The sequence below is a fragment of the Bradyrhizobium sp. LTSP857 genome (genome assembly GCF_000938285.1).
In the GTDB taxonomy this organism is placed as follows: domain Bacteria; phylum Pseudomonadota; class Alphaproteobacteria; order Rhizobiales; family Xanthobacteraceae; genus Bradyrhizobium.
In genome coordinates this window covers 378777-392237 of record NZ_JYMS01000007.1, presented here as the reverse complement: position 1 = coordinate 392237, position 13461 = coordinate 378777, and the positions used below count along the sequence as shown (strand labels likewise).

At 65.9% G+C, this 13461-nt stretch carries 15 protein-coding genes; 7 read left to right on the top strand and 8 right to left on the bottom strand.

Annotation, left to right across the window (positions count from 1 at the left end):
* Nucleotides 1-109 precede the first annotated feature (109 nt).
* Nucleotides 110-1330, top strand: a complete 1221-nt coding sequence (locus UP06_RS03415; RefSeq protein WP_045000469.1) for an MFS transporter — start codon at nt 110-112, stop codon at nt 1328-1330.
* 6 nt (nt 1331-1336) lie between these two features.
* Here UP06_RS03415 and UP06_RS03410 read toward each other — a convergent pair whose 3' ends face one another.
* The 3 genes from UP06_RS03410 to UP06_RS03405 all read right to left on the bottom strand — a co-directional run bounded on the left by UP06_RS03410 (nt 1337) and on the right by UP06_RS03405 (nt 2745).
* Nucleotides 1337-2215: a bifunctional helix-turn-helix transcriptional regulator/GNAT family N-acetyltransferase gene (locus UP06_RS03410; protein ID WP_045000467.1), complete on the bottom strand. Its 879-nt coding sequence runs from the start codon at nt 2213-2215 to the stop codon at nt 1337-1339.
* Nucleotides 2216-2273: 58 nt separating this feature from the next.
* A complete protein-coding gene (locus tag UP06_RS41385; protein WP_197087110.1) occupies nt 2274-2426 on the bottom strand; it encodes a hypothetical protein in 153 nt (50 codons plus the stop codon).
* Nucleotides 2427-2532: 106 nt separating this feature from the next.
* Entirely contained in the window at nt 2533-2745 is a 213-nt protein-coding gene (locus tag UP06_RS03405; protein ID WP_045000465.1) for a tautomerase family protein, read from the bottom strand.
* Between the two features lie 128 nt (nt 2746-2873).
* Between UP06_RS03405 and UP06_RS03400 the strand changes: the two genes are divergently transcribed.
* Nucleotides 2874-3767 (top strand): LysR family transcriptional regulator, encoded by an 894-nt coding sequence (locus UP06_RS03400; RefSeq protein WP_045000463.1) that lies wholly within the window; start codon nt 2874-2876, stop codon nt 3765-3767.
* Nucleotides 3768-3782: 15 nt separating this feature from the next.
* Here UP06_RS03400 and UP06_RS03395 read toward each other — a convergent pair whose 3' ends face one another.
* From UP06_RS03395 to UP06_RS03375, 5 genes are all read right to left on the bottom strand, one after another.
* The gene (locus tag UP06_RS03395) at nt 3783-4964 is read right to left on the bottom strand and encodes a VWA domain-containing protein (RefSeq protein ID WP_045000461.1); all 1182 of its coding nucleotides are present in this window, start codon (nt 4962-4964) and stop codon (nt 3783-3785) included.
* Entirely contained in the window at nt 4961-7090 is a 2130-nt protein-coding gene (locus tag UP06_RS03390; RefSeq protein ID WP_245305391.1) for a DUF5682 family protein, read from the bottom strand. The genes UP06_RS03395 and UP06_RS03390 overlap by 4 nt, the downstream gene beginning before the upstream one ends.
* The gene (locus UP06_RS03385; protein ID WP_045000459.1) at nt 7084-7362 is read right to left on the bottom strand and encodes a hypothetical protein; all 279 of its coding nucleotides are present in this window, start codon (nt 7360-7362) and stop codon (nt 7084-7086) included. Before UP06_RS03385 ends, UP06_RS03390 begins: the two co-directional genes overlap by 7 nt.
* Complete coding sequence (locus UP06_RS03380; protein WP_045000456.1) at nt 7355-8743, bottom strand: SWIM zinc finger family protein; 1389 nt, start codon at nt 8741-8743, stop codon at nt 7355-7357. Before UP06_RS03380 ends, UP06_RS03385 begins: the two co-directional genes overlap by 8 nt.
* A 98-nt stretch (nt 8744-8841) precedes the next feature.
* Entirely contained in the window at nt 8842-9207 is a 366-nt protein-coding gene (locus tag UP06_RS03375) for an MmcQ/YjbR family DNA-binding protein (RefSeq protein ID WP_045001123.1), read from the bottom strand.
* A 69-nt stretch (nt 9208-9276) separates the two neighbouring features.
* Between UP06_RS03375 and UP06_RS03370 the strand changes: the two genes are divergently transcribed.
* From UP06_RS03370 to UP06_RS03350, 5 genes are all read left to right on the top strand, one after another.
* On the top strand, nt 9277-9828 hold the full coding sequence (locus UP06_RS03370) for a carboxymuconolactone decarboxylase family protein (RefSeq protein ID WP_045000454.1): 552 nt from the start codon (nt 9277-9279) through the stop codon (nt 9826-9828).
* Nucleotides 9829-9936: 108 nt separating this feature from the next.
* Nucleotides 9937-10563: a PadR family transcriptional regulator gene (locus UP06_RS03365; RefSeq protein ID WP_045000452.1), complete on the top strand. Its 627-nt coding sequence runs from the start codon at nt 9937-9939 to the stop codon at nt 10561-10563.
* A gap of 22 nt (nt 10564-10585) precedes the next feature.
* Nucleotides 10586-11230, top strand: a complete 645-nt coding sequence (locus UP06_RS03360; RefSeq protein WP_045000450.1) for an O-methyltransferase — start codon at nt 10586-10588, stop codon at nt 11228-11230.
* 168 nt (nt 11231-11398) lie between these two features.
* The gene (locus tag UP06_RS03355; protein ID WP_045000448.1) at nt 11399-13063 is read left to right on the top strand and encodes an acetolactate synthase large subunit; all 1665 of its coding nucleotides are present in this window, start codon (nt 11399-11401) and stop codon (nt 13061-13063) included.
* Between the two features lie 49 nt (nt 13064-13112).
* A complete protein-coding gene (locus UP06_RS03350; RefSeq protein WP_045000446.1) occupies nt 13113-13460 on the top strand; it encodes a Lin0512 family protein in 348 nt (115 codons plus the stop codon).
* Nucleotide 13461 lies beyond the last annotated feature (1 nt).

Genomic DNA, 13461 nt, shown 5'->3' with positions numbered 1-13461 from the left:
TTTTGATGTGGAGGCACCATATTCGCGGGGCACAAATAATCACGCTATCCTGTCGGCCCCGGCCGTTCCCATTCGTCTTCCACCCAGACAGACCTGACGGGAGACCAAAATGACCGCTTCCTCTTATCGCTGGGTGATCGTCGCCGCCGGCGGCTTGCTCGGCTGCGTCGCGATTGGCGGCATGTTTTCGCTGCCGGTATTCTTGCAGCCTATCGCAAAGGATACCGGCTGGTCGGTGACCGGCATCTCCAGCGCGATGACGATCGGCTTTCTGGCGATGGCCTTTACCAGCATGGCCTGGGGCACGGCCACGGACCGGTTCGGGCCGCTGCCGGTGGTGCTGACGGGCTCGACGGTGTTGGCGCTGAGCCTGTTTGCGGCGAGCCATGCGACCTCGCTGATTGCGTTCCAGTTCATCTTCGGTCTGCTGGTGGGTGCCTCCTGCGCCGCGATCTTCGCGCCGATGATGGCGACCGTGACCGGCTGGTTCGACACCCATCGCAGCCTGGCTGTGTCGCTGGTGTCGGCCGGCATGGGCGTGGCGCCGATGACGATGGCGCCGCTTGCGGCCTGGCTCGTCTCCAACCATGATTGGCGCACCGCGATGCAGATCGTGGCGCTGGTGGTCGGCGCCATCATGATCCCGGTGGCGCTCCTGGTGCGCCGTCCGCCGGCACTGGCGCATCCGCCGGTCGCGCCGTCAGGTGAGAGGGCTGCGCAGGCCGAGATGTCGATGGGCGAGGCGTTGCGCTCGCCGCAATTCATCATCCTGCTCGCCACCAATTTCTTCTGCTGCGCCACCCATTCCGGCCCGATCATCCACACCGTCAGCTATGCCGTGAGCTGCGGCATTCCGCTGATCGCGGCGGTGACGATCTATAGCGTCGAGGGCCTTGCGGGCCTCGGCGGACGCATCGCCTTCGGCCTGATGGGCGACCGGTTTGGCGCCAAGCGCGTGCTGGTCTCGGGGCTGCTGTTGCAGGCCTTCGGCGCGCTCGCTTACGTCTTCGCGCATCAGCTCGCGACGTTCTACACGGTCGCCGCCGTCTTCGGCTTCATCTATGCCGGTACCATGCCGCTCTATGCGGTACTCATCCGCGAAAACTTTCCGCTACGGATGATGGGCACGATGATCGGCGGCACCGCGATGGCCGGCAGCCTCGGCATGGCCACGGGCCCGCTCGCCGGCGGGCTGATCTACGATGCGTTCTCGAGCTACGCCTGGCTCTATATCGGTTCCTGGGCGATGGGCCTCGGTGCGTTCCTGATGGCGATGAATTTCCGTCCGTTTGCAAAGTCGCAAGGCGAGGCGGCGCCGGTGACGGCGTGACGCGGTCTATGACGGGATGCGCTTCTCGAAAAACAGGTCCGGGTAGGGATCGTCATTGAAGCGCGGGATCTCGCGCCAGCCGGTGGTGCGGTAGAGTTGGCCGGCCTCCGGCAGCGCGCTGTTGGTGTCGAGCCGCAACAGCTTGATGCCGAGCTCGCGCGCCGCGCGCTCAGTCGCGTCCATCAGGCGCCGGCCGAGCCCCAATCCGCGCGCGGATGGGGCGACCCACAGCCGCTTGATCTCGGCATAGCCGTGATCGGTTCCCTTCAGCCCGACGCAGCCGATCGGCAGCGTATCCGACATCGCGACGATGAACGATCCGCGCGGCCGGCGCATGTCCTTGGCGTCGGGATCGCGCGACAACGAGACGTCAAAGCCCTGTTTGAAGCGGCGGCCGAGCTCGGCATAGTACTCGCCGAGGCAGTAGCGCGCCTCGTCGCCCTGCGGATCCATCTCGCCGAGCGCGATGCGCTCGCGCGTCAGCGCGGAGGCGATCAGGTCCATCGCCGCAAGCAGCACCTCGCGCTGCGAATGGTGGGCGAGGAAGCCCTCCGCTTGCGTGTTCGATAGCGCCTCATAGGCGACGAACTCACGCCGGCCCGCGCGCGAAAGCTGGGCGACACGGCGCCGTGCGTCATCCTCATGCGACGTGGTTTCGATCAGACCTTCGTCCTCGAGACTTCGCAACAGCCGGCTCATCAGCCCGGAATCGAGGCCGAGATAGTCGCGGATCTCGGCCACATCGGTGCGCCCATGCCCGATCGCATTGAGCACGCGTGCCGCGCCCAGCGGCCGCCCGCGTCCGAGGAACGAAGTATCGAGCGCGCCGACGGCAGAAGTCACGGCACGGTTGAAGCGGCGGACGCGCGAGACGGGGTCGAGCATATAGCTGACTTTAGTCAGATATATACTCCAGTCAATGGCGCCGAGCTTGCCGGCCGTCCTAATCGCAGACGGCGCGCGGAATCATCCAGGTCGCAAAGGTCTGCCAGATTCCGTTCTCGCTGCGGCGCTGGTAGGTGACGAAGTCGACGCCGTCGCCGTGAACGAACTCGTAGCGATGGGTTTTCGTGGAAGCGTTGCTGGACTTGCTCATGGAAATCTCCATCTCCAATGGACTTTCCTTTGAGGTAGTTGCGGTGCAGCAGTGCTCCAATGGGAGGATGAGAATCATCCAATCACGTTGTGGCGAGGGACGCGTGTCAGTCTTTCGCCCGATAGGCCTCGGGGATCACGAACACTTCATCGGCGCGGCCGTAGCCACCATCGGGCACCTCCTCGATCAAAACCATCGTGTGCGGGCGCGCCGCTTCGCTGAAATAGTCGACGAACATCGCGGTGATCCGATGCACGATCTCCGCCTTCTGCGCTCTCGACAGTGCGGCCTGCGGGACCTTGATGTTGGCGAACGGCATGGCGAGGCTCCATTGAATGCGACGGCCGGGTTGTCCCGGTGTCTCCTGCGCAGGGAATAGCCGATCACCCGGCACGGATAATCCGGCGGCACTTGCCATCACCTGTCGGCTATGTTGAACAATCCGGCATGGACCGCTTCGAGACCATGCGCCTGTTTGTCCGCCTCGTGGAAAGGCGCAGCTTCACGGCTGCCGCGGCCGATCTCGGCCTGCCTCGCTCCACGGCGAGCGAAGTCCTGCGCAGCCTCGAGGCACATCTCGGGGTTCGCCTGCTCGAGCGCACCACCCGGCATGTGACGGCCACGCTCGACGGCGAGGAATATTATCGCCGCTGCGTCGCGATCCTGTCGGAGGTCGAGGAGGCGGAAAGCGCGATGCGCGACGCGCAGCCGCGCGGCCTGTTGCGCTTCGATGCGCACCCGCTGCTGACGCGTACCTTCATCCTGCCGAACTTGCCCGAGTTCCTGGCGCGTCATCCGTTGATCGAATTGCAGATCGGGCAGGGCGATCGCCTGGTCGATCTCGTGCGCGAGGGGGTCGACTGCGTCATCCGCGCCGGCCAGCTAGAGGACAGTGGCATGATCCAGCGCAGCCTCGGCACCATTGCGGAGATCACGGTGGCAAGTCCGGCGTACCTTGCCAAGCACGGCACGCCCAAAACGCCGGATGCGCTCGACGGGCACCAGATGGTCGGCTTCATCTCGTCGCGGACCGGCGACGTGTTGCCGCTGGAGTTTTCCGTCGGCGGCGCCTTGCGCGAGATCGTGCTGCCGAGCCGGATCAGGGTGAACAATTCCGACACCATGGCGGATCTGGCGCGGCTCGGCTTCGGCCTGATGCAGGCGCCGCGCTATCGCTTTGAAGAGGACCTGGCCAGTGGCGCGCTGGTCGAGGTGCTGCCCGACTTTCCTCCGTCGCCGACGCCATTGTCGGCGCTCTACCCGCAGAACCGCCAGCTCACGCTGCGGCTGCGCGTGTTCCTCGATTGGATCGGTCGCATCTTTGCCGAAGCGAAGATCTAGCCGGACTCAGAGCATTCATCCTTCCGGCCGGATCAGCTTGATATCCTGGTCGGCAGCCCAACCCGCAACGTCCTCGCGCTTCAGCGCGGTTGCCATCAGGTCCGGAAACTGGTCCGGCGTGCAGGCAAAGACGGGAATGCCGAGGCTTGCGACCTTCGCCGAGAGCGCGGGGTTGTAGGACGGCCGGCCGGTATCGGTCAGCGCCAGCAGTACGATCACGTTGATCCCGCGCGCGGCGAGCCTGCCGAGGCGATCGACCAGCGCATCTGCGTCGCCGCCCTCATAGAGGTCGGTAATCAGGATCAGATGCGCCTTTGCCGGCCGCTCGATGCGGTCCTCGCAATAGGCGACGGCGCGGTTGATATCGGTGCCGCCGCCGAGCTGGACGCCGAACAGCACCTCGACCGGATCGGCGAGCTCCTCGCTCAGGTCCACGATAGCGGTGTCAAAACAGACGAGCTTGGTCGCGACCACCGGCAGCGAGGCCATCACCGCGGCAAAGATCGAGGCATAGACGACTGAGGTTGCCATCGATCCCGACTGGTCGACGCACAGGATGACCTCCTCCAGATCGACGATGCGACGCTGCTGGCGCAGGAAGCCGATCAGCCGTTCGGGCACCACGGTGCGATGCTCCGGCTGGTAGTGGCGGAGATTGGCCTTGATGGTGCGCGGCCAGTCGATGTCGGCAAAGCGCGGGCGATTGGTCCGCAGCGAGCGGTTCAGGGCGCCGCGAACCGCGTCCGCGGTGCGCCGCTCGAGCCGCTGCATCAGCTCGGCCACCACCTTGGCGATGACGATCCGTGCGGTGTCCTTGGTCTTCTCCGGCATCACGCCGCGCAGCGCGACCAGATCGGCGATCAGGTTCACATCGGCTTCGACGGTTGCGAGGAACTCGGGCTCGAGCAGCATCTGGCGCAGGCCCTTGCGCTCGAATGCGTCCTTCTGGATCACCTGCACCACAGGCGCAGGGAAGAACTCCCGGATATCGCCGAGCCATTTCGCCACGCGCGGGGCCGAGCCGCCAAGCCCGCCGCGGCCCTTCTTCGGTGCGTCGTCGCCATTGCCGTAGAGCGCCGTCAGCGCCTCGGACATGCGGCGATCGCTGTCGGACAGGGCGGGGCCGTTCCCGGCTCCGTCGGCATCGGCGCCGAGGGTAAGCGTCCAGCGGCGGCTGCGCTCTTCGCTCTCGCTCATCGCGCCGCTCCCGATGTGAAGAGTTCGATCACACGTGACTGATGTGCCGGCCAGATGGCGGCTGCGTCCGCGACCAGCCTGTATCCTTTCGCGCCGCCCGAGTGGCGCGCGAACAACGCGTCCATCAGGCGCCGGCGCTCGGTGCGATCGAGCGCCGAGAACACGCGGCGAAACAGCGGAAGGTTGGCGGTGAAGGCATCCTCGTCCAGAGCCATCAACCAGGCATCCACCGCGCCGCGCAGCTCCGCATCATGGATCAGCCGTTGGCCCGCGCCGTCAAAGAAACCTTCGAAAAAGCCGGCTGCTTCCGCGACCGGCGTGCCGGGCGACAGCATCCGCGCCATGAGCTCGGCGGCGCGATCGGCGGCGAGCAGCTCGGCTTCGTAGAGCAGCCGCGCGGCAGTACCCGCGATCAACCGCGTCGCCTGGTCATCGTGCAGCAGAGCTGACAGCGCGTCGCGCCATGTGGTGACGATGTCGCCATCGAGCTGGGCGAGCTGAATCGCGGCATCGGCTGCGATGATCGCCGCGCGCAGCTTGGCTGCGGCGGGCGCGTCGAGATTGCGCGCGGTGTAGGGCAGGGCGAGGGCCGCCTGCACCACAATGCGGGGCATCAGCGCGGAGAGATGCTCGACCGTGCCGGCGCGCGCCTCGCCATAGCGCAGGATGTCGGCCATCGGCGGCAATGCGCCGAGCAGGGCCTGGCCGTCGCTGGTGAGCGCTGCCTTGGTCTCCAAAGCCGCGATGCCGCGTTCGGTGGCGCGCGGCAGATCGGCGATCATGGCGTCACGCACGAGGCTAGCCAATACGCCGAGCTCGGCCTCCTTGCCCATCGCCTCGATCAGGCGGCCAGCGGCAGCTTCCGCAATCGTCGAGCCGTAGAGCAGGTTTTCGACCAGCCGCACGGCGAATTCCGGCTCCCAGCGCAACTGCCAGTTCTCGCGAAAGGTGCCGCGGCTGCGGCCGGCATCGGTCAGCCGTCCCCAAGGCACGTCGAGTGCATTCAGGCGATGCAGCAGCGTCGAGCGTATCAGCCCGCTCTCGCTGCGCAGATCGAGCGTCAGCGGCCGCTCCAGCGCTTCCGGTTTGAGCCGTGTCGCCTTCTGCTGGCGCTGAAGGTCTTCGAGCAGCGGCGCAAGCGGTGTCGCCGCGGGAATTGCGCCGACACCCGCGCCGACCAGGAGTTCGGCGGCAATATCGTTCCACAGCGCGCTCTCGCCGTTGCAGAGGCACGCGATTGCCGCCTCACGGAGCTCGGCGAATCCCGGCGCGGGTCGGCCGCGCAGCGCGGCGAGCGCGGTGCCGAGCCGCTGCGCCTCGATCACCGAGGCGGTCGAGACGAAATGGCCGTGATCGCGCAGTACGCGGCTCACCTTGGCAAGCCAGATGGCCGTACGATCGCCCTCGCGCGTCTCCCAGAGATGCGCGCACCAGCCGGGCGCAACGACGCCTGCGCCGTAGCCGCTCGCGCGCGACAGGCGCGGCGCGGTCCAGGGCGCCCAGGTTGCCTTGATCTTCGTCTTCGGCCGGCCCTTGAGCAATTCGCGGTCCGCTGCAAGGCTGCGGCCTTCCGCGAGCGCGGGCACGTGCCAGGCGCCGCAGACGACAGCAACCGCGCCGTCGCATTCCTTTGCCGCTCTTGCGATCTCGATCCGCATATGCGCCTCGCGCGCGGCCTCGCGGGCCGACAACGGCTTTTCGTCCGTGCGCAGCGCCGTCATCGCGTCGGCGACCGCTGCGAACACGGGGCCTGTTGCTGGATTTTCCTCGATGACGTCCGACCACCAGGATTCGCCGTCGTCATATCCGGCCGCGGTCGCGAGCGCGCCGATCGGGTCGCGGCTGACTGGATCGTCTTCGGACCTCGCCGCGCTTTCCTCGGCGATGTCTGCGGCCGAGGCGCCCAGCCGGTCCGATGCCGGCAGGTCGATGAAGCGCAAGGCTGCGCCGTGGCGCACGGCCCAGCACGCGGCCTGGTATTCCGGCGAATAATCCGCAAACGGAAAGAAGCTGGCGTTCGCCGGATTGTCCTCGGCGTAAGCGAGCAACGCCACCGGCGTCACCATGTCAGGGGCGGCGAGCATCGGCAGCAGGTCCGACGCATCCGCAGGCCCCTCGATCAGCACCGCGACGGGCTTGAGCGCGTCGAGCGCTTCGACAAGGCGAGCGCGGGAATGTCGGGCAGGACGCGGAGCGTCGACGCCGGCTCGGCCGTCACCGCGATGCCGAGGAACTGGCCCGACAAAGCGAGCAGCCGCAGCTCTGCTTCCGCTGGATCCTCGCCAAGCTCGGCGCGCCAGAACGGGGCCGCCGCTGCGGCCGCCGATCCCATGGTCCAGCGCGTCAGCACCGTGCCCATTGCGTCGTAGATTGCCTCGGCCTTGAGCGCGTCAGTCATGGCTGCCGATCCGTCCCCACGGGGTCTGCGCGGCGAGGATCGTGAGCCGGCTGCCTGACCAGATTGCAGCCGCGCGCGTGAGGTCGGTGCCGCACAGCAGGCCCTCCGCATTGCTCGCGACCGGCAATGTCGCGGTCCCGTCGCCGGATTGCCACCACGCATGCCCGGCATCATCGCGCGCGATCCGCCCCTGCGGCAGCAGCAGCGGAATGTCGATCGTCCAAGGCTCGGCCAGCAGCGGCCGCGTCAAGGCGTCGGAGAGCGCTTCATCCGGCGCAGGCCATTCGGGCGCCAGCGTCTCCTCGGCGGCGTCGCGCCGGACGAGCAGGGCGCGAAGCGGCTGCTGTGACGGATAGAAGACCAGCTCGCCCCGGAAGCGCTCGCCTGGCGTGAAGACCGAACCGCGTCGTCCGACACTTGCCGGGAAGAAGTCCAGCAGCATGGCAAAGCGTGGCCCCGACGCGGCGAGATTGAGCAGCCATGTGGTCTGCGACACCAGCCCGTCGCGGCGCGTCTGCACGTGTTCGGCGAGCACCTCCCATTGCGTATCGACCCGCACGGCTTGCGGATCGGCCAGTACCGTCTCGCGGGTTTCGGAGGTTGCGACGGCGCGCCTGACCTCGGCATCGCGCGGCGTGGCGCGGGAGGCGCGCGCGAGCATCACGAGCTTGCCGAGCTCGACGACCGCGCCGCGTGGCCGATCGCCTGCGGCAAGCGCGAGCAGGCGAGACGGTAGTTCGTCGACACGGCCGGCGAGCACTGCGGCCTTGCCATCGACCAGGCGCGCCGCGATCCGCCGGCATCGCGCCGTAGCATCGTCGATGAAGCCTGCTAGTCCCAAGCGCAGCTGGTCGCCGATCCATTGTTCGAGCGCATCCAGCGCATCGAGGATGGCGCGCTCCGTCTCTTCGTTTCGCCTGGCGGCCTGGGCCTCGCGCCGTGCCGCATCCTTCGGGTCTTCGGCGGCCTCCGGTTCGACAATGCGTGCGGCACGCAAATCTTTCGCGTCACCGGACGGTGCATTGTTCGCAGGCTTGGCTGCGGATGTGCCACGCCGGCGACCGAGCCAGTCGCTGACCCATGCCGGCGTATCGGCTGGCGCGAACGGCACGATGGCTTCGGCGTTGAGCCACAGCAGGCCGAGCACGTGCTTGCAGGGGAATTTGCGCGATGGGCAGGTGCACTTGTTGCCGAGGTCGCGCAGGTCGGCCATCACGCGGTAGGGATTGGCGCCGGAGCCCGCGCATTCGCCCCAGATCAGTGCGCCATCCGGGCTGCCGCCGATGCCGGACCATTTGGCCGGCTTGGCAAGACCGGCGGCCGCCTTGAGCGAGGATTGATCGGTAGCGAGTTGCTCGACCGCCTTCAGATCAATCGCCACGCCGATGTCCTAAACCGATTCCAGGATGCGCAGTATATCGGGGGAGGATGAAAGCTCAATGTCACCGCGAGTGGCCGGCCGGCTGCACGCAGTGATCGCTATCTCGGCGCCGCTTCAGGCGAGGCAAGCCCGAGCTCCTTGCGGGCCTTGCGTGTGAGCTTTGCCACGATCAGGGCATGGGCTTGCGTGAGATAGGCCGTGAGTTCGGCATCCGGCAAAGCGTTGTTGCTCACGAGCTGCACCCATTTGGCCCGCGCCAGATAGGGCGCCGGCCGCGCGATGCCGTGCTCGATCAGCATCGCATAGGCCATGTTCGAGGTCTTGAACATGTAGCTCGACGTAAAGCCACCGCTCAGCGCAAACATCTTGCCGCCGACCTTGAACACGGAGGTGCCCTCCCACTGCACCACCTTGGTGGCAGCGGGCAGGCGAAGACAGCGGGCTTCAAAGGTCCTGGGTGTCATGCGGTTGCAACAGCGGACATCGGCGCGCCCTTGTGGCAGCATGCACGTTCCAACCGAGGATGGCATGCCATGTCGCGAGTTTCGATCAAGACCAGGGACGATCTGCCGGAGACACTGAGACCGCTGTGGGACAAGATGACGACCTATGGCGCGTTCGAGAACCAAGCCGGTGTCATGGCGCACAGGCTGCCGATCTTCAAGCACATGTGGTCGCTGCTGGTCGACCTCGCCAGCGAAGGCCTGGTGTCGAAGCGTCATCTCGAGCTGGCGCTGGTCACGGTGTCGCTGCTCAACAAATGCGACTATTGCGTCTCGCACCACGCGCCCAAGCTGGCCGTGCAGGGCGTGTCGGAGGCGGGCGCCGCGCGCCTTGTCGACTACAAGGATCACCCCGAGCTCGATGAGCTCGACAAGCTCGTCGTCGAATATTCCATCGCCGTCACCAACAACTGGAACAAGACGCGCGACGAGATCTTCGCGCGTCTGCGCACCCATTTCTCCGAAGCCCAGATCGTCGAACTGACTTGGCGCATCGCGCTGTGCGGCGCCTTCAACCGCTTCAACGACATTCTTCAGCTCGAAGTCGAGCAGGGCGTCCCGCACAGCGAAGCCGCCGAATAGCGGCAGGGCGGGGGCTGCCCGGGTTGGCGTCGATCACGGACCTGTGAATTGCGGTCTCCTTATCTCAAATTATATCGTAAGATATGTTTTGAGAAGGAGACGTAAGATATGTTTGGTAAACACCGAGACCACAGAGACTTCCACTTTGGGCACTTCGCTCACTTTGCCATGGGCCGGCACGGCGGGCGGCCTCGCTTCGGCCGTGGCGGACATGGCTTTTTCGGGCGCGGCGGCGATGATTTCCCGGGCGCGCGGCGGCTGTCGTCGCAGGACCTCCAGCTAGTGATCCTGGCTCTGCTCGCCGAGAACCCGGCGCATGGCTATGAGCTGATCAAGATTATCGAGGAGCGCTCCGGCGGCTTCTACACGCCGAGTCCGGGCGTGATCTATCCGGCGCTGACCTATCTCGAAGAGGTCGGCCACAGCAGCGTCGAGCAGGATGGCGGACGCAAGCTCTACAGCATCACGCCACAGGGTCAGGCATACCTTGCTGAGCAGCGCACGACCGCAGACGCGATCCTTCAGGCGCTGTCGCGGATCGGCGGTCGCATGGACGAGGTGCGCGAGGCTTTTGCCGGCGCCGGCGATCTCGATGCTGATGCCTCCGACGAACTGCACCGCGCCCGCCACAATCTCAAGCGCGCGCTGCGTGCGAAGCACGGCAGCGACTCCGCCGAGGCGCGCCGCATCGCCGCGATCCTGGATCGTGCAGCGGCCGAAATTCTTGGCAAGTAACGGACTGCGAGGGAAACAGCACATGAATGATCGGCCTCACAGCCCGATTCAAGATCCGCGCGTCAATGCCGTCATTGCCCGCATGCAGGCGGCGCGGCAGCGCCCGCCGGGTGGGGGACCGCGCGGCTCCTTCAACAGCCGCGATCCCCACGCCTATGCCGAGCAGGGCTTTTCGATCCATCCCGAGCAGGGCGAGTTGATCTACCTGTTGTGCCGCGGCCTGCGCGCCACGCGCGTGGCGGAGTTCGCGACCTCGGTCGGCATGTCGACACTCTACTTTGCCGCTGCTTTGCGCGACAATGGCGGCGGCACCGTGATCGGCTCGGAGATCGTGCCGGCCAAGGTCGAAACCGCCAGACGCAATCTCGCGGAGGCGGGTCTGGCCGACTACGCCGACATCCGCGAAGGCGACGCGCGGAAAACGCTGAGCGATCTCGGCGGCCCCGTCGATTTCGTCCTGATCGACGGCTGGCCGGGCGAGGGAGGTCCATCGCTGGCGCGCGAGGTGATCGAGATCGTCACGCCGCAACTCCTTGTCGGCGGTTACGTCATGAACGACAACGCCGAGCCCGATTACATCGCCTTCATCCGCGATCCCCAAAACGGTTCTGTCTCGATGACGCTGCCGCTCAAGGGCGGCACGGAGCTGTCGCTGAAGGTGAAGTAAGGGCTACGAGCCCTTGCGTTGCACTTCCGTCATTGCGAAGACCTGGACGACAATATTCGTGCGCGCTGATAAGGCCGCCGCATTGTGAGTTGTGCCTGAGCGCCACGCGGTTACCATGCGCGCGGGTTCCCGCGGGTGCGGAAACCGGAGCTGTGACCGGGAGGCGACATGAGCGAGCAGGAACGCAAGGCAAAGGGATCGGATCTGTTCGTTGCGGCGCTGGAGAATGAAGGTGTTGACCGCATCTTCGGCGTTCCCGGCGAGGAAAATCTCGATCTCGTCGAATCGCTGCGCACCTCCAAGATCAAGTTGATCCTGACCCGCCACGAGCAGGCTGCTGCCTTTATGGCCGCCACCCATGGCCGGCTCACCGGTCGGCCCGGCGTGTGTCTGTCGACCCTTGGTCCGGGCGCGCTCAATCTGTCGACCGGTGCGGCCTATGCGCATCTCGGTGCGATGCCGATGATCCTGATCACCGGCCAGAAGCCGATCATGAGCAGCCGGCAGGCGCGTTTCCAGATCGTCGACGTGGTCGCGACCATGAAGCCGCTGACGAAACTCTCGCGGCAGATCATTAGCGCTTCCTCTATCCCGACCGTGGTGCGCGACGCTTTTCGTGTGGCGATGGAGGAGCGGCCGGGTCCGGTGCACCTCGAACTGCCCGAGGACATCGCGGGCGATGAAGTGCCAGCGGTTCCGATAATCCCGATCCACCCGATCGAGATCCCGGTTGCCCACCGCGCCGCGCTCGACCGCGCGGCCGAGATGATTTTGGCAGCAAGACATCCGCTGGTGATGATGGGGGCTGCAACCAGCAGGCCGCGGTCGACGCACGGTATCGCAAGCTTCGTGCGGCGGACCGGCATTCCCTTTTTCACCACGCAAATGGGCAAGGGCACCGTTCCCGGTGGCACCAATCTCTACATGGGCACCGCGGCGCTGTCCGAGCGCGACTATGTCCACGACGCCATCGAGGCCGCCGATCTGATCGTCGCGATCGGCCACGATGCGATCGAGAAACCGCCCTTCATCATGGGGCCATCGGGACCGAAGGTCATTCACGTCAGCTACACCACGGCCAGCGTCGAGCAGGTGTATTTTCCCGACGCCGAAGTCGTCGGCGACGTCGGGCCAAGCCTGGAGCTTCTGGCCGACCGGCTCGAGGGCAAGCTGCCGCAGGCGGCGGCGCTGCTGCCGTTGCGCGAAGAGATCCTCGAGCATATCGCCGATCGCGCCACCGAGGCGCGCTGGCCGCCGACGCCGCAGCGCATCGTGCACGACATCCGGCAGGTGATCCCGGAGAACGGCATCGTCGCGCTCGACAACGGCATGTACAAGATCTGGTTCGCGCGCAACTACCGCACCCGCGTCGCCAACACGCTGCTGCTCGACAACGCGCTCGCAACGATGGGCGCCGGCCTGCCGTCGGCGATGATGGCCGCCATGCTCTATCCGGATCGCCGCGTGCTCGCGGTCGCCGGCGACGGCGGCTTCATGATGAACAGCCAGGAAATGGAGACCGCCGTCCGCCTCAAGCTCAACCTGGTCGTGCTGGTGCTGGAGGATCACGCCTACGGCATGATCCGCTGGAAACAGGCCGTCGACAATTTCGCCGATTTCGGCATGACTTTTGGCAATCCGGATTTTGTCCTGTACGCAAAGGCCTATGGCGCCCAGGGGCATCGCATCGAGAGCATCGACAGTTTTGGCCCGACGCTCGACGCAGCCTTCAAGGCGGGAGGCGTGCATCTGGTCGTGATCCCGATCGACTATTCGGAGAATGTGCGGGTGCTGGTCGACGAACTGCGGGCGCATGAGAAGTTGAAGGCGTGATCTTGCCCGCCGATACTAACAATCATCCAACCAACCACAGGAATATGAAATGACTCGCGTTCGCTGTATCACCGAGATGGGTATGGGCGTCGACGTTCACGGCAAGGACGCGACCAAGGCGGCGAAGCGTGCGGTGTCGGACGCGATCCGGCATTCGAGTCTCGGTTTCTTCCGGATGATCGACAAGACGGCGAACGACATGTTCGTCGACGTCACGATCGCGGTGCCAAATCCCGAAGCCGTCGACAAGGAGGCGGTCGCCAAGGAGCTGCCTTACGGCACCGTCACCGTCAACGCGGTCAAGGGCGGGCTGGAGATTCCCTCGGCCCCGGAGCAGGGCAACGACCCCATCCTCATTGCCAATGCGGCCGTGATCGTCAGTTTCGATAAGGACTGAG

Excerpts from the sequence above, each read along its gene's own strand:
- UP06_RS03410 (WP_045000467.1), bottom strand. The coding sequence starts at position 2,215 with ATGCTCGACCCCGTCTCGCGCGTCCGCCGCTTCAACCGTGCCGTGACT.
- UP06_RS03350 (WP_045000446.1), top strand. The coding sequence starts at position 13,113 with ATGACTCGCGTTCGCTGTATCACCGAGATGGGTATGGGCGTCGACGTT.
- UP06_RS03370 (WP_045000454.1), top strand. The coding sequence starts at position 9,277 with ATGTCGCGAGTTTCGATCAAGACCAGGGACGATCTGCCGGAGACACTG.
- UP06_RS03400 (WP_045000463.1), top strand. The coding sequence starts at position 2,874 with ATGGACCGCTTCGAGACCATGCGCCTGTTTGTCCGCCTCGTGGAAAGG.
- UP06_RS03360 (WP_045000450.1), top strand. The coding sequence starts at position 10,586 with ATGAATGATCGGCCTCACAGCCCGATTCAAGATCCGCGCGTCAATGCC.
- UP06_RS03365 (WP_045000452.1), top strand. The coding sequence starts at position 9,937 with ATGTTTGGTAAACACCGAGACCACAGAGACTTCCACTTTGGGCACTTC.
- UP06_RS41385 (WP_197087110.1), bottom strand. The coding sequence starts at position 2,426 with ATGAGCAAGTCCAGCAACGCTTCCACGAAAACCCATCGCTACGAGTTC.
- UP06_RS03415 (WP_045000469.1), top strand. The coding sequence starts at position 110 with ATGACCGCTTCCTCTTATCGCTGGGTGATCGTCGCCGCCGGCGGCTTG.
- UP06_RS03405 (WP_045000465.1), bottom strand. The coding sequence starts at position 2,745 with ATGCCGTTCGCCAACATCAAGGTCCCGCAGGCCGCACTGTCGAGAGCG.
- UP06_RS03375 (WP_045001123.1), bottom strand. The coding sequence starts at position 9,207 with ATGACACCCAGGACCTTTGAAGCCCGCTGTCTTCGCCTGCCCGCTGCC.
- UP06_RS03395 (WP_045000461.1), bottom strand. The coding sequence starts at position 4,964 with ATGAGCGAGAGCGAAGAGCGCAGCCGCCGCTGGACGCTTACCCTCGGC.
- UP06_RS03355 (WP_045000448.1), top strand. The coding sequence starts at position 11,399 with ATGAGCGAGCAGGAACGCAAGGCAAAGGGATCGGATCTGTTCGTTGCG.
- UP06_RS03385 (WP_045000459.1), bottom strand. The coding sequence starts at position 7,362 with ATGACTGACGCGCTCAAGGCCGAGGCAATCTACGACGCAATGGGCACG.